The organism is Roseateles sp. GW821-FHT02E12, assembly GCF_059421665.1.
This window is the reverse complement of the sequence record NZ_JBWKVK010000001.1, coordinates 2204424-2225228: the sequence shown is the minus strand read 5'-3', so window position 1 is coordinate 2225228 and position 20805 is coordinate 2204424. Positions and strand designations below refer to the sequence as shown.

Below are 20805 nucleotides of genomic sequence, written 5' to 3'. Positions count from 1 at the left end.
ATGAAGACGCATCAAATCGAAATCCAGAAGCTCAAGGCGGCGTCCGCCAACCAGCATGGCCAGATCCTGTTCAAGGTGGACGCCACGGTGACGCCCAAGACACCGCTCGAAGGCATAGAGCCCAGCAGTTTCATCGTCATGACCGAGGCCAACGCCCGCGTGCTGATGGCCTTGCTGAAGGCACAGCTCACCGAGGTAGACAGCAAGAAACCCAAGAGCCGCCACGGCCGCCACGGCTGAACCCGCGCGCCAGAGAACGCCCCCCATGACATATCCCCAATACAACCCCGCCTCCGACAACCGCCCGCTGTCCGACGATGAGCTGAACGACCTCGACGAGTTGCTGTCCATCCTGCCCACGGATGGGGCGCTGAACATCGAGGCGCTGGACGGCTACCTGGCCGGCCTGCTGCTGACGCCCGGCCGCAAGCTGGCCGACCTGCCCGGCGACGCCTGGCTGCCGGTCATCTGGGGCGGCGACGGCGACGTGGACCCGGCACCCTTCGTCAGCGGCAAGCAGCGCAAGAAGGTGACCCTGCTGGTGCTGCGCCACCTGCAGTCCATCGCCACGGCCTGGACGCTTCACCCCAAGGCCTGGGAACCCATCTTCAGCTTTGCCGACGGCGAGAGCGAGAGCGACGACAAGGACGAAGCGCCCGAGTTCGCCGATGCCGAGGACTGGGCCGCCGGCTTCCTGATCGCCGTGAACCTGGCGCCCGAGGCCTGGGAACCGCTGTTTGACGACGCGGCCACCGGCCCGCTGCTGGCGCCCATTGCGGCCCTGGGCGTGGAAGACGGCCCGCTGGCCGACGCGGCCGCCGAGGCCCGCGACGAAGCCAGCCGGAAGATTCCTGACGCCATGCTGGCGCTGTGGGCGATTCAGCAGCAAAGCTGACCCCCTCAACATAGGTGGCGCGCAGGCGTCGCTTTAGGTCAAACTCAAGCCATGCTGAACACCGTGCTCGCCGCCTTGGGCCTTGCCGTCTGCATCGCGATGGCGGTGCACATGGCCCTGCCCTACAGCGCGCAGGCGCGGGTGGATGCGGCCATGGCACGGCTGGGTGGCTGGCTGCAGTCCCAGCTCGACCGCGCGACCGGCTGGCGCCGCCGCCAGCGCGCAACGCGGGCCGCGGCGCTGGAGGCCGAGCGTGTCATCCGCCGCGCGCGTGACTCAGCCCAGGGCGACGCCCGGCTGGACGGCGAGTGGGACGGCAACGTCTACCGACCGAAGAGCTTCGAGAAGCCCAAGAAGCCGCACTAGTCAACGCACTAGTCGGCCGACTGCTGCAGCCGCCACATTTCCGTGTAGCGCCCGCCGCGGGCCAGCAGTTCGTCATGCCGGCCGCGTTCGATGACACGGCCCTGCTCCAGCACGAGGATCTCGTGCGCGTCCACCACGGTCGACAGCCGGTGGGCGATGACGAGCACCGTCTTGTTCTGGCCCACGGCCTCCAGTTCGGCCTGGATGGCACGCTCGTTGGTGGAGTCCAACGCCGACGTTGCTTCATCAAAGATGAGGATGGGCGGGTTCTTCAGCAGCGTGCGCGCGATGGCCACGCGCTGCTTTTCACCGCCTGACAGTTTCAGGCCGCGCTCGCCCACCATGGTGTCGTAACCGAGCGGTGTCGCGCTGATGAAGCCGTGGATATGGGCCGCGCGCGCGGCGCCTTCGACCTCGTCCTTGCTGGCTCCCGGCCGGCCATAGGCGATGTTGTAGGCCACGGTGTCGTTGAAGAGCACGGTGTCCTGCGGCACGATGCCGATCGCGCGGCGCAGGCTGGATTGCGTCACCGCGCGGATGTCCTGGCCGTCGATGCGGATCTGGCCACCGTCGATGTCGTAGAAGCGGTAGAGCAGCCGCGCCAGCGTGCTCTTGCCCGAGCCGCTGGGGCCGACGACCGCCACCTTCTTGCCCGCCGGAATCTCGAAGCTGACGCCGTGCAGGATGGGCCGGGCCGGGTCGTAGGCAAAGCGCACGTCGTCGAAGACGACGCTGGCGCCCCGCACCTGCAGTTCAGCCGCGCCGGGCGCGTCGGCCACCTCGCGGTCACGGTCCAGCAGCAGGAACAGCTTCTCGATGTCGGTCAGCGCCTGCTTGATCTCGCGGTAGATGACGCCGAGGAAGTTCAGCGGGATGTAGAGCTGGATCATGAAGGCGTTGACCATGACCAGGTCGCCCAGGCTCATGCGCCCGTCCACCACGCCTTGCGTGGCCCGCCACAGCATCAGCACCAGGGCCGTCGCGATGATGAGCTGCTGGCCGGTGTTCAGCATGGACAGCGTGCGCTGCGACTTCAGCTGGGCCTTGCGCAGCTTCTCCAGGCTCTCGTCGTAGCGCGACGCCTCGAAGCCCTCGTTGTTGAAGTACTTGACCGTCTCGTAGTTCAGCAGCGAGTCGATGGCCCGGCTGTGGGCCACCGAGTCCAGCTCGTTGAGCACCTTGCGGAACTTGGTGCGCCACTCGGTGACGAGGACGGTGAAGCCGATGTAGACGACCAGCGCCGCGACGGTGATGCCGGCAAACCAGACGTCGAACTTGACGCCCAGCAGCGTCAGCACCAGCACGACCTCGATCAGCGTCGGCACGATGCTGTAGAGCGAATAACTGATCAGCGAGTGCACCGCGCGCGTGCCGCGCTCGATGTCGCGTGTCATGCCACCGGTCTGGCGCTCGAGGTGGAAGCGCAGCGAGAGTTCGTGCAGATGCCGGAACACCTGCAGCGAGATGCTGCGGGCCGTGCCCTCGGTGGCCTTGGCGAAGATCAGCTCGCGCAGTTCGGTGAACAGCGACGTCGACAGCCGCAACGCGCCATAGGCCAGCAGCAGCCCGAGCGGTACGACGAGCAGCGCCTGGGGCTGGCCGGGCTTGAGGTCCAGGCTGTCAATGAGGTTCTTGAGCAGCAGCGGCACGCCGACGTTGCAGACCTTGGCGCCCACCATGAAGGACAGGGCCAGCCCGACACGCCAGCGGTAGCGCCACAGATAGGGCAACAGGCGGCCGACGGTGCCCCAGTCGCCGCGAGGGGCGGGGGTGGTGCCAGCCGAGATTGCCGGTGGCACGGTTGATGCTGAAGTGGAGGATCGCAAGCGCAGGACCGAGAATGAATGCCGATCTGTTGTACCCCATGGATGCCATGACCCAGGATTCAAGCCCTTTTCCCACTGCCGCGGCCTTTATCGGCGAACGCCAGTTGGTGCTGCGCATGATGCCCATGCCGGCCGATGCCAATGCCAATGGCGACATCTTTGGTGGCTGGATCATGGCCCAGGTGGACATCGCTGGCTCGATCCAGCCGGCGCGCCTCTCGCGCGGCCGCGTGGCCACCGTGGCGGTGAACCAGTTCATCTTCAAGCAGCCGGTGTCCATCGGCGACCTGCTGAGTTTCTACGCCACCGTTACCCGCGTGGGCCGCACGTCGATCACTGTCAATGTCGAGGTGGTGGCCGAGCGCGACCCCGAGAACCTGCACGCGGTCAAGGTGACGGAGGCCAACCTCACCTACGTCGCCATCGACATGCAGGGCAAGCCCCGGCCTTTTGCGACCGGCAGCTGAGCCACGATCAGCTCGGCCAGCACCATCGCCCAGCGCCGGTATCCCTCCGCATTCGGGTGGAAGCCGTCCTCGGCGATCAGCGCCGGCGCATGGCGGCGCATGTCCTCGGGCAGTTGCACGAGCTGACGTGCCGGCTGTGAACGCAGGGCATCTTCCAGCGCGCGGTTGAGGCGGCCCGCCTGCTGGCCGAAGAACCAGCGCAGCGGCTGAGGCAGCAGCGGGAAGGCGTGCATCGGCGGCACCGCGCAGTGCAGGCTCAGCCGCACGCCGGCGCGCTCGCGGGCCAGGCTGTCGATGCCGTCCAGCGCCTGCCGGCTCAGCGCCGGTGCCTGCTGGTCGACGACATCATTGACGCCCAGCGTCGTCACCAGCACATCAGCGGGTGTGAGCGTCGCGGCTTCGAGTTCGGCCAGTGCCTGCTCGCTGCGGTGGCCACTGCGCGCCACCAGTTGCCAGGCCACGGGCGCGCCGAGCCGGTCGGCCAGCGCATGCGCCAGTTGCATGGACAAAGCCTCACGCTGGTGCGTGGTGCCCACGCCTGCAGCGGAGGAGTCGCCGACGATGAGCAGGCGCAGTGCCGGCTCGCCGTCACCGACCTGGCCGGCGCGCGGGCCGGCCGCTTCAGGCAGGCGCAGCGCAGTCGCACGGACACGCCGGCCCTGCAGGATCAGCAGCGGCCCGAGCGCGACTCTGGCGACGGTCAGGAAAATTTGGTGAAGTCCGGCGCGCGTTTCTGGAAGAAGGCCTGGAAGGCTTCCATCGCCTCGGGGCTGCGTAGGCGGGCGCCGAAGATCCCGGCCTCGCGCGTGATCGCGGCCTTGACCGCCTCGCGCTGCGCGTCGCGGATCAGCTTCTTGCTGTCGCGCACGGCGCCCGGCGCCAGCGTGTTGAAACGCTCGGCAATGCGGCGCGCATGGTTCAGCACCTCGCTGCCCGGCAGAACGCGATTGGCGATGCCGCATTCCACGGCCTGCTCGCCGGTGAAGGGGTCACCCAGCAGCAGCTTCTCGGCCGCGCGGCGGTTGCCGATCAGCTGCGGCAGCACGACGCTGGACGCAAACTCGGGCACCAGGCCCAGCGCCACGAAGGGCATGGCCAGGCGGGCGTCGTCGGCGACGAAGACGAAGTCGCAGTGCAGCAGCATGGTCGTGCCGATGCCGATGGCGGCACCGGTAACGGCGGCGACCACGGGCTTGGTGCTGTCCACCAGCGCGTGCATGAACTGGAAGGTCGGCGCGTCTTCGCCACGCGTCGGGCCGGCCATGAAGTCTTCGAGGTCGTTGCCCGACGTGAAGATGCCGGGCTGGCCGGTGATCAGCACGGCGCGCACGGCCGGATCGGTGTCGGCTGCGCGCAGCGCATCCGCCATGGCCTGGTACATGGCCTGGGTGATGGCGTTCTTCTTCTCGGGGCGGGCGATCTCGATGGTCGCGACGCCGTTGACGGTGTAGCTCTTGATGGTCATGAAACTTCCTTCAAGCAGTGGCGGTCTTCGCGTGGAACTGGGTCCAGTGATTGGCCAGATGCATCAGATGGGCTCGCTCGTACTGGGGCTTGGTCAGCTCACCGTAGGCGAAATGAGGCCGCAGCGTACCGTTGAATTCGGCGAACGCGTCCATCGCGTCGAGCAGGCGCTGCACCGAGGTCTTCAACGCCTGCGAGGCGTCCAGCGCCGGTGCGCCAGGGATGGGCTCGTCCAGGCTGTGGCTCATCGCGCCGCGCGCGTTGAACACCGAGAACGCGGCCGAACCGATGGAGGAGCGGAACCAGGCGCCCTTGAGCGCCGGGAAGCCCTGCATCGAGAACTCGATGCTCTGGGCCAGATGCTGCATGACCTGGCTGAGGTTCCAGGGGTTGCCCTGCACGACCTTGGGCGTGAAGAGCAGTTCCAGCACGGCTTGCTGGGCTTGCTTCCAGCTCCTGAAGGTCGTCAGCTCGCCGGTGCAGCCGGCAAGCTGTGTGGCCACGACCGGCGCCGCGAGCAACACCGTGGTGGTCTTGAGCGCGCGGCGACGGTTCATGGTTTACAGCCTTTCGAAGATGCCAGCGGCGCCTTGGCCGGCGCCAACGCACATTGTGACCATGCCGTACTTGCCGCCGATGCGGCGCAGGTTGTGGATGACCGAGGCCGCGCGGATGGCACCGGTGGCGCCCAGCGGGTGGCCCAGGGCGATCGCGCCGCCGTTCGGGTTGACCTTGCTGCGGTCCAGCACGATGCCCTTGCTGTCGAGGTCGTTCAGCACGGCCAGCGACTGGGCGGCGAAGGCTTCGTTCAGCTCGATCCAGTCCAGGTCGGCGGCGGTGATGCCGGCGGCCTTCAGCGCGACGGGGATGGCGGCGATGGGGCCGATGCCCATGATCTCGGGCGGCACGCCGCGCACGGCGAAGGAGACAAAGCGGGCCAGCGGCGTCAGGTTGTAGCGCTTGAGGGCCGCTTCGCTGACGATGAGCAGGCCGCCGGAACCGTCAGAGGTCTGCGAGCTGTTGCCGGCGGTGACGCTGCCCTTGGCGGCGAACACGGGCTTGAGCTTGGCCAGGCCTTCGAGGCTGGTGTCGGGGCGGGCGCCTTCGTCGAGCTTGACGGTGCGGGTCTTGGTATTGACGGTGCCGTCGGCGAGATTGGGCGTGCGCTCGACGACGTCGAAAGGCGTCATCTCGGCATCGAAGTGGCCGGCGGCCATGGCGGCCACGGCGCGGCGGTGCGATTCCACCGAGAACTGGTCCTGCGCTTCGCGGCTGATCTTCCACTGAGCAGCGACCTTTTCGGCCGTCAGGCCCATGCCGTAGGCGATGCCGATGTTCTCGTCACGCTCGAAGATCAGCGGGCTCAGGGACGGCTTGTTGCCGCCCATGGGGATCATGGACATCGATTCGACGCCACCGGCGAACATCACGTCGGCTTCGCCGACGCGGATGCGGTCCGCGGCCATCTGCACGGCGGTGATGCCGGAGGCGCAGTAGCGGTTGATCGTCACGCCGCCGATGGTGGGGCCCAGGCCCGCCAGCACCGAGGCCACGCGGGCGATGTTCATGCCCTGCTCGCCTTCGGGGAAGGAGCAGCCGACGATGGCGTCTTCAATGGCGGCCGGGTCCAGGCCCGGGGCTTGCGCCAGCACGGCCTGCATGACCTTGACGAGCATCTCGTCGGGGCGGGTGTTCTTGTAGAAGCCACGGCCGCTCTTGCCGATGGGCAGACGGGTGGCGCTGACGATGTAGGCGTCTTGAACTTGCTTGCTCATGGTCTTTCCTTTACTTAAGCCTGGGGCTTTTCTTTGGGCACCCAGGCCCAGACAAATTCACACTCGATCGGCTCGATGCCGGCTTCGTCGGTAACGGTCACGGCGACCTTGACCTCACCCTTGGTTTCGTTCGCCATCGCGAAGCGCTGCGCCGCCGTCAGGTGCGCCTTGGCGACCAGGCCGCCAGTCGCACGCTTGCGGAAGTTCACCTGCAGCGACTTGCACAGCGGCAGGCAGTCGTCACGCACATTCATGCCCACCACCATGCCGGTGGCGGTCTCGGCGAGCAGCGACATCGCGGCCGCGTGCACGCCCTTGATGTGGTTCTGCACCGGGCGCTTGTTGGCGACGCGAATCTCGCTGCGCTCGGGGCTGAGCGCAATGAAATCCAGCGATGCAGTACCCGTGAAAGGCACTGCACGGCGCAGCGCGAAGTTGCGCGCGGCGCCCCGCAGCGGCCCGGGCAGGCCGTCCAGCTTGGCGAGGGTGCGTTGAAGCCGGTTCACGGTTGATCTCAGTTGCGGACGGGCTTGCCCGTTTGCAGCATCCCCATGATCCGCTCTTGCGTCTTGGGGTTGTCCAGCAGCGCGCAGAAGTGCTTGCGCTCCAGCGCCATCAGGTATTCCTCGGTGACGAGGGAGCCTGCCTCGACTTCGCCACCGCAGACCACGTCGGCAATCGCCGCGGCCAGGTGGTAGTCGTGCGCGCTGACGAAGCCACCGTCGCGCATGTTGGCGACCTGGCCCTTGATGGTCGCGATGCCGCTGCGGCCGGCGACGGGGAACAGCGCTTTGTGCGGCGGGCGGTAGCCGGCCTCGGACATGCCGATAGCGGTGGCCGTGGCCACGTGCAGCAGCTCATCCTTGTGCGGCACGATGATGTCGCTGTCGAGCAGGAAGCCGTTCTTCTTGGCCTCGTGCGCCGAGGTCGCGACCTTGGCGGTGGCCGCGGTCAGGAAGCCGTCCTTCAGGAAGCTCAGGATGTCGGCTCCAGCATTGCCGGCGGCGGCCATCTCGGCGGCGCGGCGGGCGATGTAGGTCAGGCCGCCGCCGCCGGGCACCAAGCCCACGCCGACTTCAACCAGGCCGACATAGCTCTCGACGTGGGCAACGCGGCGTGCGCAGTGCACAGCCAGCTCGGCGCCACCGCCCAGGGCAAGGCCACGCATGGCGGCGATGACCGGCACGCTGGCGTAGCGCAGGCGCAGCATCATGTCCTGCAGCTTCTTCTCTTCCGGCGCGATGCCCTTGCTGCCCATCTTCATGAAGACGGGCATCAGGCTCTCGAGGTTGGCGCCAGCGGAGAACACGTCGTCCGGGCTCCAGATCACCAGGCCCTTGTAGTCGGCTTCGGCAATCTCGACGGCCTTCAGCAGGCCCTCGGTGACGGCCGGGCTGATCAGGTGCAGCTTGGCGGTGATGGAGGCGATGACGACGTTGCCGTCCAACGTCCAGACGCGCACTTCCTCGTTCTTGAACAGCTCGGTGCCCGACTTCAGCGGATCGGCGGCGCCGGAGCCCAGCAGGGACTCGGGGAAGGCTTGACGCTTGTAGACAGGCAGCTCGCTGCGCGGCTTGAACTTGCCCTCAGCGGCGCTCCACGAGCCGGCCGGCGTGTGCACGCCACCGGCTTCGGCCACGGGGCCTTCGGTGACCCACGCGGGCAGCGGCGCGCTGGACAGCGTCTTGCCTTCGGCGATGTCGGCGGAAATCCATTCAGCCACTTGCTTCCAGCCGGCGGCTTGCCACAGCTCGAAGGGGCCTTGCGTGGTGCCGAAGCCCCAGCGCATCGCGAAGTCGATCTCGCGAGCCGTGTCGGCCACGGTGTTCAGGTGCACGGCGGCGTAGTGGAAGCTGTCGCGCAGGATGGCCCACAGGAACTGGGCCTGCGGGTTGGTGCTCTCGCGCAGCAGCTTCAGGCGGTCGGCCGGGGCCTTCTTCAGCATGCGGGCGACGATCTCGTCGGCCTTCTTGCCGCCGGCGACGTATTCACCGGTCGCGAAGTCCAGGCGCTGGATGTCCTTGCCGACCTTCTTGTAGAAGCCGCCACCGGTCTTCTGGCCCAGGGCGCCCTTCTCGATCAGGCCAGCCAGCACCTTGGGCGTGGCGTAGGTGCTGTAGAACGGGTCGTCCTTCAGGTTGTCCTGCATGGTCTTGACGACGTGGGCCATGGTGTCCAGGCCGACGACGTCCGCGGTGCGGAAGGTGCCGCTCGACGCGCGACCCAGCTTCTTGCCGGTCAGGTCGTCGACGACGTCCACCGTCAGGCCGAACTTCTCGGCCTCGATCATCGTGGCCATCATGCCGGCGATGCCGACGCGGTTCGCGACGAAGTTGGGCGTGTCATGAGCGCGCACGACGCTCTTGCCCAGCGACGTGGTCACGAAGGCTTCGAGCTGGTCCAGGATTTCCGGCTGCGTGGTCGGCGTGTTGATCAGCTCGACCAGGGCCATGTAGCGCGGCGGGTTGAAGAAGTGAATGCCGCAGAAACGCGGCTTGATTTCTTCGGGTAGCACTTCGGATAGCTTGGTGATGCTCAAGCCCGAGGTGTTGGACGCCACGATGGCGTGAGGCGCCACGAACGGCGCGATCTTGGTGTACAGGTCGAGCTTCCAGTCCATGCGCTCGGCGATGGCCTCGATGATGAGGTCGCAGCCCTTGAGGACTTCCAGGTGCTCTTCGTAGTTGGCCTGCTGGATCAGCGACGCTTCGCTGCTGTCGCCCAGCGGAGCCGGCTTGAGCTTCTTCAGGCCGTCGACGGCCTTGGTGACGATGCCGTTCTTGGCACCTTCCTTGGCGGGCAGGTCGAACAGCACGACCGGCACCTTGCAGTTGACGAGGTGGGCGGCGATCTGCGCGCCCATCACGCCGGCGCCGAGCACGGCGACCTTGCGGACTTGGAATCGACTCATGGGTTCTTGCTCCTTGGAATCTGATGAATTTGCGGGACTGACCAGGCGGGCTTGCCCGACTGCTCTGTCCCCAACTGACTTGTTACTCGACGCGAATCCACGTCTGCGTGCGGTAGAAGGGGCCGATGTAGCCGCGCATCTCCAGTTTCTTGCCACCGTCCACCGGCTTCAAGCGGGTGCGGTAGGTCTTGCCGTTATTGGGGTCGAGGATCTCGCCGCCGCCCCAGGTGCCCTCACCCTCGGCCTTCACGCCGCGGATGATCTGCAGGCCGACGACAGGCTTGTCCTTGCGGTCGTCGCTGCACTTGTCGCACTTGGAGTCGCCGGGATCTTTCGGGTCCAGCAGCTTGTCGATGCTGCCAACGAGGGTGCCCCCCTGTTCGCTGATGCGGACCAGCGACTTCGCGGTTTTGCCGTCGTCATCGATGGTCTTCCACAGGCCCACGGGGGTGGTTTGCGCGAACGCAAACGCGGGCAAAAGCAGGGCAGCAGCGAACAGGAATTTCATCGGGGCATCCTTGTCGTCAAGTCGGCAGATCAGAACAGGGCTTCTTCCATTTCCATCAGCGGCGCCAGACCGGCACGCGCGGTGCGGATCAGGCTCGCCGTCTCGGGCAGCAGCTTGGCAAAGTAGAAGCGCGCCGTTGCCAGCTTGGCCGTGTAGAACGGGTCGCCACTGTCCTTCTTGGCCAGCGCGATCTTGGCAGCTTGCGCGAAGAAGTAGGCAAACGTCATGTGGCCAACCACGCGCAGGTAGTCCACCGCCGCGGCACCGACTTCGTCGGGGTTGCCGAAGGCCTTCATGCCCAGTTCCTGCGTGAGCTTGTTGACCTTGTCGCCGAGGTCGGCGAGCGGGTTCACAAACTCCTGCATGGCTTCGTTCGTGCCTTCCTCTTCGACAAAGGCGGCGATCTTCTTGCCGAACTTCTTCAGCGTCGCGCCGTTATTGCCCAGCACCTTGCGGCCCAGCAGATCCAGCGACTGGATGGTGTTGGTGCCTTCATAGATCATGTTGATGCGCGCGTCGCGCACGAACTGCTCCATGCCCCACTCGTGGATGAAGCCGTGGCCACCGAACACCTGCATGCAATGCGACGTGGCCAGCCAGCCGTTGTCGGTGATGAAAGCCTTGATGATGGGCGTCAGCAGCGCGACTTCGGCGTCGGCATCCTTGCGCTCGTCCTCGTCGTCGCTCTTCAGCGCCTTGTCGAGTTGCAGCACCGTGTAGGCCTGCAGCATGCGACCACCTTCGGCGAAGGCACGGGCGGTCAGCAGCATCTTGCGCACGTCAGGGTGCACGATGATCGGGTCGGCGGGCTTGTCCGGGGCCTTCGGGCCACTCAGCGCGCGCATCTGCAGGCGGTCCTTGGCGTAGGCCACGGCGTTCTGGTAAGCCACCTCGGTCAGGCCGAGGGACTGGTTGCCCACGCCCAGACGGGCCGCGTTCATCATGACGAACATCGCAGCCAGGCCCTTGTTGGGCTGGCCGACCAGGCTGCCCACGGCGCCTTCCAGCACGATCTGCGCGGTGGAATTGCCGTGGATGCCCATCTTGTGCTCCAGGCCGGCGCAGAAGATGCCGTTGCGCGAGCCCAGCGAACCGTCGGCGTTCACGTTGAACTTGGGCACGACGAACAGCGAGATGCCCTTGGAACCCACGGGCGCGTCCGGCAGGCGGGCCAGCACCAGATGGATGATGTTGTCGGCCATATCGTGCTCGCCGGCCGAGATGAAGATCTTGGCGCCGGTGATCTTGTACGTGCCGTCGGCCTGCGGTTCGGCCTTGGTACGCAGCATGCCGAGGTCGGTGCCGCAGTGCGGCTCGGTCAGGCACATCGTGCCGGTCCACTCGCCGCTGGTCAGCTTGGGCAGGTAGGTGGCCTGCTGTTCGGGCGTGCCGTGGGCGTGCAGCGCTTCGTACGCGCCATGGCTCAGGCCAGGGTACATGCCCCATGCCTGGTTGGCCGAATTGAGCATTTCGTAGAAGAACTGGTTGACCGTGTGCGGCAGGCCCTGGCCGCCGAACTCGGGGTCGCAGCTCAGCGCCGGCCAGCCGCCTTCGACGTACTTGGCGTAGGCCTGCTTGAAGCCCTTGGGCGTGGTCACCTCGTGGGTGCTCTTGTCGAGCGTGCAGCCCTCGGCGTCGCCACTCAGGTTGATCGGGGCAAGCACCTCGGCGGCGAACTTGCCACCTTCCTCGAGCACCGCGTTGATCGTGTCGACGTCGATGTCGGCGTGGGCCGGCAGCATCTTCAGTTCGTCGACGACGTTCAACAGCTCGTGCATGACGAACTGCATGTCACGCATGGGCGGGGTGTACTGGGGCATCGGGTACTCCTGGAACTACGGTGGGGTGGTGAATCAGTCAGCGCCGGGTGGCGCCGTGCTTGGATGCGAGGCGGCTGCGGTCGACGTCCAGGCCCAGCGGGGTCGCGTAGAACTGGATGGTTCGCTCGAAGCCGTTGCCGGCGCGTGACAGCGCGCCGGGGATGCGCATGAAGCGCGCGTCGTGGTGCAGCGAAAGGATCAGGCCGTGCAGCTCGAAAACGATCTGGTCGACATCGGCATCGGCACGCAGATGGCCTTCGCCCAGCGACAGCGCGATGGCCTTGTGCAGCGCCGCATGCCAGGCCTTGACCATGCCGACCAGTGCATCGCGCACCGGGCCGGGCCGGTCGTCGAACTCGACGGCGCCGCTGATGTAGATGCAACCCGAATCGACCTCGACCGACACGCGGCGCACCCAGCGCTCGAACATCGCACGCAGCCTGGGCAGGCCACGCGGTTCGCGGATGGCGGTGAAGAAGACTTCCTCTTCGAACTTGGCGTGATACTCCGTGACGACCGCGATCTGCAGTTCCTCACGCGAGCCGAAGTGGGCAAAGACGCCCGACTTGCTCATGCCCGTCACGTCGGCCAGCGCGCCGATGGACAGGCCTTCCAGGCCCATGTGCGAGGCGAGACCCAGTGCGGCTTCGAGGATGGCCGCGCGGGTCTGCTGCCCTTTTTGCAGCGAACGCGCGACGCGTACCGGCTTCGCGGCGCGCAGCGGGGCGGCTTTCTTGGCAGGGACAGGTAGCGTGGACACAGGGGCAAGGAATAAAACGAACGATCGTTCTATTTTGCAGGTGCCTCCCGTGACAGCGCCAGCTTGCCCCAGCGATTTCCTAGGGTGATGTGCCTAATACTGCCGCCAACCTAGGGAACACCCGGGGGCGTCGGCTGTCATAGGCCCGCGCTTGAGCGGCAGGTCGCTTCTGAAGTAGTCTCGCGGTTGGAGGTTGACTTCTGTGGATGTGCTCCAACTCGACGTCTCTGGCCGCCCCCAGGCCTGGATCACGACCCGCGAAGCGGCCGTGATCTACGCCTGTGACGGCGTTGCCTGGACGTTGGGCGACCCCTGCCAGGTGCTGCGCGGAGGTTGGCAACGCATCAGCGGCCGCCAATCGCGCATCGAGGTCCACCCCATCATCGCCGTGCGCGGCGCCGTGCCCAGCCGGGCCTGGCGCCAGGCGCCGGCGCTGACCAACAGCAAGCTCTTCGTGCGCGACCGCTTCGTCTGCGCCTACTGCGGCCACCACGGCCTGCCCGAAGACCTGACGCGCGAGCACATCCAGCCCACGTCGCGCGGCGGCCGCGACACCTGGATGAACTGCATCACTGCCTGCCGGCCCTGCAACGGCCGCAAGGGCAGCCGCATGCCCGAAGAGGCGCACATGAGCCTGCTCTACCTGCCCTACGTGCCCAACCTGCACGAGGACATGATCCTGCGCGGCCGCCGCATCCTGGCCGACCAGATGGAGTTCCTGCTGGCCAGCGTGCCGCGCAGCTCGCGTTTGCACGGTTGACCGCAAACGGTAAAGAGTTGTAGCTGAGGGCATCGGGGCGTCAACGGCGGGACAATTCGACACGTTGGGCTGCTGTTCTGCCCAAGGAGTATTCGAATGTCCAAGCTCATGACTTCCCTCACCCTGGCCGCGGCCCTGGTGCTTTCTGCCTGCTCGACGACCAGCCCCGACGTCGTCCAGCGCGGTGACGCGCAGCGCCTGTCGCAAGTGCAGGACGCGACCGTGCTGTCCTCCCGCCCCGTCACCGTCGATGGCTCGCAGAGCGGCATCGGCGGCGTGGCCGGCGGCGTGACCGGCGCCATCGCCGGCAGCTCGGTCGGTGGCCGCCGTGAAGGCCAGGTCGTCGGCGTGCTGGGCGCCGTGGCCGGTGCCGTCATCGGCAACGCCATCGAGCGTTCGGCCACCCGTGAAGACGCGCTGGAAATCATCGTCCAGCTGCGCAACGGCGAACGCCGCGCCATCATCCAGGCCAAGGGTGCCGAAGCCTTCAACAGCGGCGATCCGGTCGTGCTGGTGACGACTGGCGGCAAGACCCGCGTGACGCGCGCACCGGCCGTCGTGCCTGCCGCGCCGGCCGCCAACGGCTGACCGGCAGCCGGTCGCTCAAGGGCCGGCGTCCCGAACAGGGACAATCCGGCCCATGAACATGAAGAAAACCGATCTCGAGCGCCTGGCCGGCCTGAAGCTGGACAGCGCGATGCGCGGCAAGGCGGCCCCCGGCCGCTTCGGCGCCGCCGCCGCTGCGCTACCCGACCGCAAGGCCCAGCGCCGCCTCGACGCCGCTGCCGGCCTTGTCCCCTTTGCGTGCAAGCTGCCCGCCGAGCTGACCGAACAGCTGCGCGAGCGCGCCACTGGCCATGAAGGTGGCTTGAACGCGCTGGTGGCCGAGTTGCTGGCCAAGGGGCTGAAGGGATGAGTGATCTGGACGAACCGGTCTTCGAAGCGCGCCTGTGGCGCGACAACGGCTGGACGGCCCAGGTCATCAAGAACGAAGACGACGAGGGCTGGGCCGTCGCGATGTTCAAGACCGGTGAGAGCGAACCCGCGCTCGTCGGCCCCTGGACGATGGGCCGCGACAAGAAGAACCCCAAGCCGCTGGACGTCAACGCCTTCAACACGCTGGTGAAGACGGCCTCCGAAGTCATCCGCCGCCACGAGCAGCAGCTGCATGCCCAGCTCAACAAGGCGCTCTACGTGGCGCGTGATGGTGTCTGGCTGAAGATCACGCTGGAGATCGTGCCCGCCGAGGACGACCCCTACGCCTGGCTCAACGCCTTCGACGCCGCAGGCGAGCGCCTGGCCCAGGTCAAGGTTGCGGCGGGCTTCAAGCTCAGCCAGAGCGCCGCCGAAGCCTGGGTGGACAACGGCTACGAGCGCCCCGCCGGCCGGGACTGACGACATCAACTGAAGGTCCGATTGCGGCCAGACGCGGCCCGGCTGTGTCTGAAGAATGGCGTGTATCCCCAACGGAGCACGCCATGTCCTTTCGCATCACCGGGCTGTCAGCCCAACCCTTCGAACATCTCTTCGGCCTGAGCGACGCCGAACTCGGCGCTCATGGCGCGCTGCGCTACCAAGGCGAGGGCCTGCCTGACCGCGTCGAGTTGCGCGACACCACGGGCGACGAGACCGTGCTGCTCATCAACCACGAGCACCAGCCCGCCGACACGCCCTACCGCTCGCGCCACGCCATCTTCGTGCGCGAACAGGCCGGTTCGCCCTTCGACGCCGTCGACACCGTGCCCGACGCGCTGCGCCGCCGCCTGCTGTCGCTGCGCGCCTTCGACGCGGCCGGCTTGATGGTCGATGCCGACATCGTCGACGGCACGGCCATCGAGGGCCTCATCGAGCGCCTGCTGGCCCAGCCCGAAGTCGCCTACGTCCACGCCCACTTCGCGCGCCGCGGCTGCTACGCAGCGCTGATCCGGCGCGTCTGATCCGCCCCCCGCGGTCGCGGGGGTCCCCCAAACTCGAAGCCCTTGGTGCGGCCGGGTGGCGGATAAATTCCGGCGAGCTGATACCGGAGACTTGCCATGCCCTCGATGCCCCGCCTGCCGCTGCTCGTCGCCACCGCCCTGCTGGCCGCCGCTCCCGCCTGGGCAGCGACGCTCTACACGCTGCCGGCACCGACGGCCGCGCTGGAGACCAACAGCGCCGTGACACTGGACTTCGCTGCCGGCGCCGGTGCGGGGCAGGTCGACTTCACGCTGGCCGGCTACGACACGCTCGACGGCGACAACGGCTACATCGACATCCTGCACGTGACGCTGAACGGCACCGAAGTCTTCAGCGGCACCTGGGACCTCGGCGGCGGCGGCGCCAACCGCGTGCTGCTGGACCCGAACGGCGCCACGGTCGGCACGGTCGCCAGCCAGCAGCTGACGATCAGCATCCCGCTCACGCTCACAGCCGGCAGCAACCAGCTGGTGTTCAGCTACGAAAGCCCCACCAGCTTCGAAGGCTCGGGCCGTTCCGGCTTCCAGGGCCTGGGCGACGAGGGCTGGGGCCTGAACGCCGTCACCGTGGCGGGCGTCGTGCCCGAGCCTGCCGGCAGCGGGCTGCTGCTGGCCGGCCTGGGCGTGATCGGCTGGCTGGCCAGCCGCCGCCAGCGCTGAGTCAGGCCAGATCCACGACGCGCAGCACGGCCGCGTCGCGCGGCAGCGTCGACACCCGCGTGCCGTCGGGCGCAATGACCACGCTGGCGCCAAACCCCTGCGGCCCGGGCAGGTTCAGCCCCTCGGGCCAATTGCTCTGCAGCACCCAGGCGCCCAACTCGCGCGCCAGGTGCTGCGCGCCCTCGCGATAAGCCGCGCACAGAGCCGCCTGCTCGGCGTCCGATTCACCGATATAGCTGGGCCAGAAGATCACCCGCAGGCCGGCATCTCCCGCGGGCAGCGCGGCCCGCAGCTCGGCGAGCAGTGCATCGCCGTCCAGCATCTCCCGGCAAAGCACCGAGGTCGCCAGCAGGCCACCGATGCCCGTCCAGCCGCGCGTGCCACCCGGCGCGAAGAACGTCGCTTCACTCGGTGTGAGGCCGCGCTTGTGCACGCGGCCGAGCTCCTGGCCGGTGGCGTCGATGTACACATGGCTGTTGAAGACCGCACCGCCCTCGCCCAGCGTCGGCAGGCCGATGGCGGCAGCGATGCCGAAGCGGGCGCAGGCGGCGCGCAGCTGGCCCTCGGCATCGGCCAGCGCAGCGGCGTCGAGCAACTCGGGCAGCCGGCGGTGGAACCCGGTCAGCGCCAGCTCCGTGCAGACGCAGCCCTCAGCGCCTGCCGCAGCCGCGGCCTCCAGCGTTGCCACCGTCTCGGCCAGATTGCCGGCCAGCGTCCAGTGCATGCGCGGCTGGGCGACGGCCCAACGCACGACACCCGTCAAGCCGCCATCTCGAACGTCAGCCCCGCACGCTCATGCAAGCGACGCACCAAGGCCAGGCCCATGGCGCTGCCAGGTGTCCAGACACCCCCCGGCGTCGCGTCGCGGCCCACATCCTGGGCCAGGCACAGGGCCGTCTCGCTGATGAGCTTGCAGGTCGAGCCATAACCGGGGTCACGGTCGCCCTTGACGATGGCGCGCAGCGTCTCGCCCCCCGCCGACTTGCCGGTGAACCAGAGCACGTAATGCCCGGCCTCGCGAGCGGCTTTGTCCGGGCCGTCGCCGGGCTGGGTCAGCACGAAGCGACGCAGCAGCGCACGAGTCGGCGTGAAGCCAAGCGCCAGGTTCTGCAGCTTGGTGAAGCGGGCCAGCGCGACGGCCTTCTTGCGGCCCTTGTCACCCTGGCCGGGCTTGCCGGTCAGCAGCTTCTCGCTGTAGATGAAATCCTGCCCCCACGGGTGGCCGCGCAGCGCGTTGCTGCGATGCACGTTCTTGGTGTTGATGGTGGCCATGAAGAAGGGGGCGCTCCAGGCGTCGGCCCAGTCGTCCAGCTCGGCGCCCTGGCCGCTGGGCTGGCGCGGGCCCTTGAAGCCCGGCGTCAGTGCAAAGGGGTTGGCCATCAGCTTGAAGAGCTGCGGCTCACGGCGCACGGCCTCGATGGTCTCCATCATGCTGGCGAAGGTGCCGCCCGAGGCCGTGCCCTTGACACGGGCGACGCGACCGCGCACCTCGGCCAGCGGCGCACCGAAACGCGCTTGAGCCTCGGCCTGCAGATAGACGACGCCCAGGTCAAACGGGATGGAATCGAAACCGCAGGAGAACACGATGCGCGCACCGCTCTTCTGGGCCAGCGGCGTCAGCTTGTCGATCATCCGGGCCATCCACAGCGGCTCTCCACAGAGGTCGACATAGTCGGCACCGCCCTCGGCGCAGGCGGTGGCGAGCGGCTCGCCATAGAGCTGATAGGGGCCGACCGTCGTGATGACGACGCGGGTGCGCGCGACCAGGGCCTTGAGCGCCGCGACATCGCTCGCATCGGCCTTCAGCAGCGCAACAGACGGCGGCAGATGCAACTCATCACGCACCTTGCCGAGCTTGTCGAGGCTGCGCCCGGCAATCGCCCAGCGCGCACCGGCAGCGCCGCTGAGGTGCAGGTATTCAGCGACGAGACGGCCGGTGAAGCCGGTCGCGCCGAAGACGATCAGATCGAATTCCTTGCTGTCTTTCACTCGCCCTTGCCTTTCATCGCCAACCACTCGCTGCGCAACAGCGACAGCGCATGGCAGTCCACATACTCACCGGCCACGAAGACGATGCCGCGCTGCACCCCCTCGTGCTTGAAGCCGCACTTCTCGGCCACGCGCCGCGAGGCATGGTTGTGCACCGACATGCCACAGGACAGGCGGTTCACCGGCCAGTTCTCGAACAGGTAGTCCACCAGCAGCGCGGCCGCCTCCGAAGCCAGCCCCTGGCCGCGCATCGCGACGTCGGCCATCGTCCAGCCGATCTCGCGCGCCGTCGTGTAGCGGGCCGCAGCGAAGTGCACCACGTCACCAATGACGCTGCCGTCGTGCAGGTGACAGATCAACAGGCGCTCAGCATCCTCGTTGGCAAAGCCGTTGTCCTTCCAGCGCTGGTCCACAGCGTGCGGCGTCATCATCCGCGTGCCCAGAAAGTCGCCGTAGATCTGCGGGTCGCCGCGCGTGCGTTTGAGCCAGGGAAGGTCGTCCTCCGTCAGGTAGCGCAGGCCGACGCGTTGTCCTCTCAACATGGATCTCGTCCTTGAATAAAAAAGGCCCTGCCGGAGCCGGGCCTGGGCAGAGTGTCTCTTCTTAGAAGTGGATGCCGCGCATCATCTGCTGCATCGCGATGGCTTCCGGTGACAGCCCCGACTTGCCCGACTTGTCGCCCTTGGCGGCGGAGCTGTCGGGGAACATGCGGAAGGTCGTGTTCATGACGATCTGCGCGATGCGCGGCGCGGCGGCATGCAGCATCTCGCCCGAGATGCCCAGGCGCGTGGCGATGCGCACCGGCTTGTTGATGCAGGCCTGCGCAATCATGTCGCCGGCCTCCTCGGGCGCCAGCGTCGGCACATTCTTGTAGATCGCCGTGGGGGCGATCATGGGCGTGCGCACCAGCGGCATGTTGATGGTCGTGAAGGTCACGCCGGTGTCGGCGAACTCGCTGGAAGCGCAGCGCGTCCAGGCGTCCAGCGCGGCCTTGCTGGCCACGTAGGCGCTGAAGCGCGGCGCGTTCGTCAGCACGCCGATGGAGCTGATGTTGACGACATGGCCCTTCTTCTTGGCCACCATGCCGGGCAGCAGGCCCATGGTCACGCGCAGGCAGCCGAAGTAGTTCAGGTCCATCGTGCGCTGGAAGTCGTGGAAGCGGTCGTAGCTGCTCTCGATGGCGCGGCGGATGGAGCGGCCGGCGTTGTTGATGAGGAAGTCGACGCCACCGAACTCGTCGTTGCACCACTGGATCAGCCCGGCGCAGCCGGCCTCGTCGGCGATGTCGCAGGCGTAGCTGTGGACTTGCGCGTCCTTGCCCGCCGCAGCCTTGATCTCCTTGACCGCCTCGGCCAACTTGACCTCGTCACGCGCGCAGATCAGCGTGATGGCGCCGGCCTCGGCGAACTTGATGGCTGCGGCCAGGCCGATGCCCGAGGAACCGCCCGTCACCAGCACCACCTTGCCGCCGGTCGCGCCACGCAGGCTGCGGTCGATGAAGAGGGCCGGGTCGAGATGGCGCTCCCAGTAGTCCCAGAGCCGCCAGGCGTAGTCGTTCAGGTCGGGGCAGGCGATGCCCGAGCCCTTCAGCGCGGCCTCGGTGTCGCGGCAGTCGAAACGGGTCGGGTAGTTGACGAAGGTCAGCATGTCCTCGGGGATGCCGAGATCCTTCATGACCGCGTTCTTGATGCGGCGCACCGGCGCCAGCGCCATCAGGCCCTTCTTCACGCTCTTGGGGATGAAACCCATCAGCGCGGCGTTGATGAACAGATTCATCTTGGGCGCGTGCGCGGCCTTGCTGAAGATGTCCAGCACGTCGCCGACGCGGTAGCCCTTGGGGTCGACGAGGTGGTAGCAGCCGTGGGCCTTGGTGACCTTGTGCGAGATGTGGTCGAGCGCGTCGACAACGAAGTCCACCGGCACGATGTTGATGCGGCCGCCTTCCAGGCCGACGCTGGGCAGCCACGGCGGCAGGATCTGGCGCATGCGCTGGATCAGCTTGAAGAAGTAGTAAGGCCCGTCGATCTTGTCCATCTCGCCAGAGGTGGAGTCGCCCACCACGAGCGCCGGGCGGTAGACCGTCCAGGGGCGCTTGCACTCCTTGCGCACGATCTTCTCGCTCTCGTGCTTGGTCATGAAGTACGGGTGATCGAGGTTCTCGGCCTCCTCGAACATGTCCTCGCGGAACACGCCTTCGTACAGGCCTGCCGCCGCAATCGAGCTGACGTGGTGCACATGGCCGGCGTCGATGGCCTGCGCGAACTCAACCATGCTGCGGGTGCCCTCGATGTTGACGGCGACCTGCGACTCCTCGTCGGCGCCGAGGTCGTAGACCGCGGCCAGGTGATACAGATGGTCGATCTTGCCTTTGAGGCTCTTGATGACGTCGCTGGCGACGCCGAGCTTCTTGCTCGTCAGGTCGCCGTAGACGGGGATCGCGCGGGTCTTGCTCACGCCCCAGTAGGCGAGCAGGTCGGGCAGCTTGGCTGCACTCTCCTCGCGCATCAGGAAGTGGACCGTGCTGCCGCGTCGCGCCAGCAGCTTCTTGACGAGCCGCTTGCCGATGAAGCCGGTGGCGCCAGTGACGAAATACTGCATGCGGGTCTCCTGCTTGTTGGATGGGGTAATCGAGCTGATTCTTCACCAGCG

At 67.3% G+C, this 20805-nt stretch carries 24 protein-coding genes; 10 read left to right on the top strand and 14 right to left on the bottom strand.

Annotated features, from left to right (window positions below; translation table 11 throughout):
* From AC07V5_RS10400 to AC07V5_RS10390, 3 genes are read left to right on the top strand one after another with little or no spacing between them, the layout of a single operon-like run.
* A complete protein-coding gene (locus tag AC07V5_RS10400) occupies positions 1-240 on the top strand; it encodes a hypothetical protein (RefSeq protein ID WP_495115574.1) in 240 nt (79 codons plus the stop codon).
* A gap of 25 nt (positions 241-265) precedes the next feature.
* Positions 266-895, top strand: a complete 630-nt coding sequence (locus AC07V5_RS10395; RefSeq protein WP_495115573.1) for a UPF0149 family protein — start codon at positions 266-268, stop codon at positions 893-895.
* A gap of 51 nt (positions 896-946) precedes the next feature.
* Positions 947-1261 carry a hypothetical protein gene (locus tag AC07V5_RS10390; RefSeq protein ID WP_495115572.1) on the top strand — a complete coding sequence of 105 codons (315 nt, stop codon included), beginning with the start codon at positions 947-949 and terminating at the stop codon, positions 1259-1261.
* Between the two features lie 8 nt (positions 1262-1269).
* On the opposite strand, the gene AC07V5_RS10385 is transcribed toward AC07V5_RS10390, so the two are convergent.
* Entirely contained in the window at positions 1270-3060 is a 1791-nt protein-coding gene (locus AC07V5_RS10385) for an ABCB family ABC transporter ATP-binding protein/permease (RefSeq protein WP_495115571.1), read from the bottom strand.
* A 74-nt stretch (positions 3061-3134) separates the two neighbouring features.
* Between AC07V5_RS10385 and AC07V5_RS10380 the strand changes: the two genes are divergently transcribed.
* Entirely contained in the window at positions 3135-3554 is a 420-nt protein-coding gene (locus tag AC07V5_RS10380; protein ID WP_495115676.1) for an acyl-CoA thioesterase, read from the top strand.
* Here the strand turns inward: AC07V5_RS10380 and AC07V5_RS10375 are convergent.
* From AC07V5_RS10375 to AC07V5_RS10335, 9 genes are all read right to left on the bottom strand, one after another.
* A complete protein-coding gene (locus AC07V5_RS10375; protein ID WP_495115675.1) occupies positions 3500-4117 on the bottom strand; it encodes an SGNH/GDSL hydrolase family protein in 618 nt (205 codons plus the stop codon). The two genes, AC07V5_RS10380 and AC07V5_RS10375, sit on opposite strands and share 55 nt — an antisense overlap.
* Positions 4118-4254: 137 nt before the next feature.
* On the bottom strand, positions 4255-5019 hold the full coding sequence (locus tag AC07V5_RS10370; RefSeq protein WP_495115570.1) for an enoyl-CoA hydratase: 765 nt from the start codon (positions 5017-5019) through the stop codon (positions 4255-4257).
* Positions 5020-5029: 10 nt separating this feature from the next.
* Complete coding sequence (locus AC07V5_RS10365) at positions 5030-5575, bottom strand: DUF1569 domain-containing protein (RefSeq protein ID WP_495115569.1); 546 nt, start codon at positions 5573-5575, stop codon at positions 5030-5032.
* 3 nt (positions 5576-5578) lie between these two features.
* Positions 5579-6793, bottom strand: coding sequence for an acetyl-CoA C-acyltransferase (locus tag AC07V5_RS10360; protein ID WP_495115568.1), 1215 nt, complete (start codon positions 6791-6793; stop codon positions 5579-5581).
* Between the two features lie 14 nt (positions 6794-6807).
* Positions 6808-7299 carry a DUF4442 domain-containing protein gene (locus tag AC07V5_RS10355; protein WP_495115567.1) on the bottom strand — a complete coding sequence of 164 codons (492 nt, stop codon included), beginning with the start codon at positions 7297-7299 and terminating at the stop codon, positions 6808-6810.
* Between the two features lie 8 nt (positions 7300-7307).
* Entirely contained in the window at positions 7308-9704 is a 2397-nt protein-coding gene (locus tag AC07V5_RS10350; RefSeq protein WP_495115566.1) for a 3-hydroxyacyl-CoA dehydrogenase/enoyl-CoA hydratase family protein, read from the bottom strand.
* A gap of 82 nt (positions 9705-9786) precedes the next feature.
* Positions 9787-10212, bottom strand: a complete 426-nt coding sequence (locus AC07V5_RS10345) for a DUF2147 domain-containing protein (RefSeq protein ID WP_495115565.1) — start codon at positions 10210-10212, stop codon at positions 9787-9789.
* Positions 10213-10241: 29 nt separating this feature from the next.
* Positions 10242-12032: an acyl-CoA dehydrogenase C-terminal domain-containing protein gene (locus AC07V5_RS10340; RefSeq protein WP_495115564.1), complete on the bottom strand. Its 1791-nt coding sequence runs from the start codon at positions 12030-12032 to the stop codon at positions 10242-10244.
* Between the two features lie 37 nt (positions 12033-12069).
* The gene (locus AC07V5_RS10335; protein ID WP_495115563.1) at positions 12070-12792 is read right to left on the bottom strand and encodes a TetR/AcrR family transcriptional regulator; all 723 of its coding nucleotides are present in this window, start codon (positions 12790-12792) and stop codon (positions 12070-12072) included.
* Positions 12793-12994: 202 nt separating this feature from the next.
* Here AC07V5_RS10335 and AC07V5_RS10330 point away from each other — a divergent pair, with 202 nt between their 5' ends.
* The 6 genes from AC07V5_RS10330 to AC07V5_RS10305 all read left to right on the top strand — a co-directional run bounded on the left by AC07V5_RS10330 (position 12995) and on the right by AC07V5_RS10305 (position 16167).
* On the top strand, positions 12995-13552 hold the full coding sequence (locus tag AC07V5_RS10330) for an HNH endonuclease (protein ID WP_495115562.1): 558 nt from the start codon (positions 12995-12997) through the stop codon (positions 13550-13552).
* A 108-nt stretch (positions 13553-13660) separates the two neighbouring features.
* Positions 13661-14140, top strand: a complete 480-nt coding sequence (locus AC07V5_RS10325; RefSeq protein WP_495115561.1) for an outer membrane lipoprotein — start codon at positions 13661-13663, stop codon at positions 14138-14140.
* Positions 14141-14192: 52 nt separating this feature from the next.
* On the top strand, positions 14193-14468 hold the full coding sequence (locus AC07V5_RS10320) for a hypothetical protein (protein ID WP_495115560.1): 276 nt from the start codon (positions 14193-14195) through the stop codon (positions 14466-14468).
* Entirely contained in the window at positions 14465-14947 is a 483-nt protein-coding gene (locus AC07V5_RS10315; protein WP_495115559.1) for a hypothetical protein, read from the top strand. Before AC07V5_RS10320 ends, AC07V5_RS10315 begins: the two co-directional genes overlap by 4 nt.
* Before the next feature lie 83 nt (positions 14948-15030).
* Entirely contained in the window at positions 15031-15489 is a 459-nt protein-coding gene (locus AC07V5_RS10310; protein WP_495115558.1) for a DUF1203 domain-containing protein, read from the top strand.
* 96 nt (positions 15490-15585) lie between these two features.
* On the top strand, positions 15586-16167 hold the full coding sequence (locus AC07V5_RS10305; RefSeq protein WP_495115557.1) for a PEP-CTERM sorting domain-containing protein: 582 nt from the start codon (positions 15586-15588) through the stop codon (positions 16165-16167).
* A gap of 1 nt (position 16168) precedes the next feature.
* Here the strand turns inward: AC07V5_RS10305 and AC07V5_RS10300 are convergent, their stop codons facing one another.
* The 4 genes from AC07V5_RS10300 to AC07V5_RS10285 all read right to left on the bottom strand — a co-directional run bounded on the left by AC07V5_RS10300 (position 16169) and on the right by AC07V5_RS10285 (position 20754).
* Positions 16169-16930, bottom strand: a complete 762-nt coding sequence (locus AC07V5_RS10300; protein ID WP_495115556.1) for a nitrilase-related carbon-nitrogen hydrolase — start codon at positions 16928-16930, stop codon at positions 16169-16171.
* The gene (locus AC07V5_RS10295; protein WP_495115555.1) at positions 16927-18156 is read right to left on the bottom strand and encodes a saccharopine dehydrogenase family protein; all 1230 of its coding nucleotides are present in this window, start codon (positions 18154-18156) and stop codon (positions 16927-16929) included. The genes AC07V5_RS10300 and AC07V5_RS10295 overlap by 4 nt, the downstream gene beginning before the upstream one ends.
* Positions 18153-18698 carry a GNAT family N-acetyltransferase gene (locus tag AC07V5_RS10290; protein WP_495115554.1) on the bottom strand — a complete coding sequence of 182 codons (546 nt, stop codon included), beginning with the start codon at positions 18696-18698 and terminating at the stop codon, positions 18153-18155. The genes AC07V5_RS10295 and AC07V5_RS10290 overlap by 4 nt, the downstream gene beginning before the upstream one ends.
* Before the next feature lie 61 nt (positions 18699-18759).
* Positions 18760-20754, bottom strand: a complete 1995-nt coding sequence (locus AC07V5_RS10285) for an SDR family oxidoreductase (protein WP_495115553.1) — start codon at positions 20752-20754, stop codon at positions 18760-18762.
* Positions 20755-20805: the final 51 nt, after the last annotated feature.

Coding starts and splice junctions, on each gene's coding strand:
- AC07V5_RS10400 (WP_495115574.1), top strand. CDS start 1: ATGAAGACGCATCAAATCGAAATCCAGAAGCTCAAGGCGGCGTCCGCC.
- AC07V5_RS10395 (WP_495115573.1), top strand. CDS start 266: ATGACATATCCCCAATACAACCCCGCCTCCGACAACCGCCCGCTGTCC.
- AC07V5_RS10390 (WP_495115572.1), top strand. CDS start 947: ATGCTGAACACCGTGCTCGCCGCCTTGGGCCTTGCCGTCTGCATCGCG.
- AC07V5_RS10380 (WP_495115676.1), top strand. CDS start 3,135: ATGACCCAGGATTCAAGCCCTTTTCCCACTGCCGCGGCCTTTATCGGC.
- AC07V5_RS10370 (WP_495115570.1), bottom strand. CDS start 5,019: ATGACCATCAAGAGCTACACCGTCAACGGCGTCGCGACCATCGAGATC.
- AC07V5_RS10365 (WP_495115569.1), bottom strand. CDS start 5,575: ATGAACCGTCGCCGCGCGCTCAAGACCACCACGGTGTTGCTCGCGGCG.
- AC07V5_RS10360 (WP_495115568.1), bottom strand. CDS start 6,793: ATGAGCAAGCAAGTTCAAGACGCCTACATCGTCAGCGCCACCCGTCTG.
- AC07V5_RS10350 (WP_495115566.1), bottom strand. CDS start 9,704: ATGAGTCGATTCCAAGTCCGCAAGGTCGCCGTGCTCGGCGCCGGCGTG.
- AC07V5_RS10345 (WP_495115565.1), bottom strand. CDS start 10,212: ATGAAATTCCTGTTCGCTGCTGCCCTGCTTTTGCCCGCGTTTGCGTTC.
- AC07V5_RS10340 (WP_495115564.1), bottom strand. CDS start 12,032: ATGCCCCAGTACACCCCGCCCATGCGTGACATGCAGTTCGTCATGCAC.
- AC07V5_RS10325 (WP_495115561.1), top strand. CDS start 13,661: ATGACTTCCCTCACCCTGGCCGCGGCCCTGGTGCTTTCTGCCTGCTCG.
- AC07V5_RS10320 (WP_495115560.1), top strand. CDS start 14,193: ATGAACATGAAGAAAACCGATCTCGAGCGCCTGGCCGGCCTGAAGCTG.
- AC07V5_RS10315 (WP_495115559.1), top strand. CDS start 14,465: ATGAGTGATCTGGACGAACCGGTCTTCGAAGCGCGCCTGTGGCGCGAC.
- AC07V5_RS10310 (WP_495115558.1), top strand. CDS start 15,031: ATGTCCTTTCGCATCACCGGGCTGTCAGCCCAACCCTTCGAACATCTC.
- AC07V5_RS10305 (WP_495115557.1), top strand. CDS start 15,586: ATGCCCTCGATGCCCCGCCTGCCGCTGCTCGTCGCCACCGCCCTGCTG.
- AC07V5_RS10290 (WP_495115554.1), bottom strand. CDS start 18,698: ATGTTGAGAGGACAACGCGTCGGCCTGCGCTACCTGACGGAGGACGAC.
- AC07V5_RS10285 (WP_495115553.1), bottom strand. CDS start 20,754: ATGCAGTATTTCGTCACTGGCGCCACCGGCTTCATCGGCAAGCGGCTC.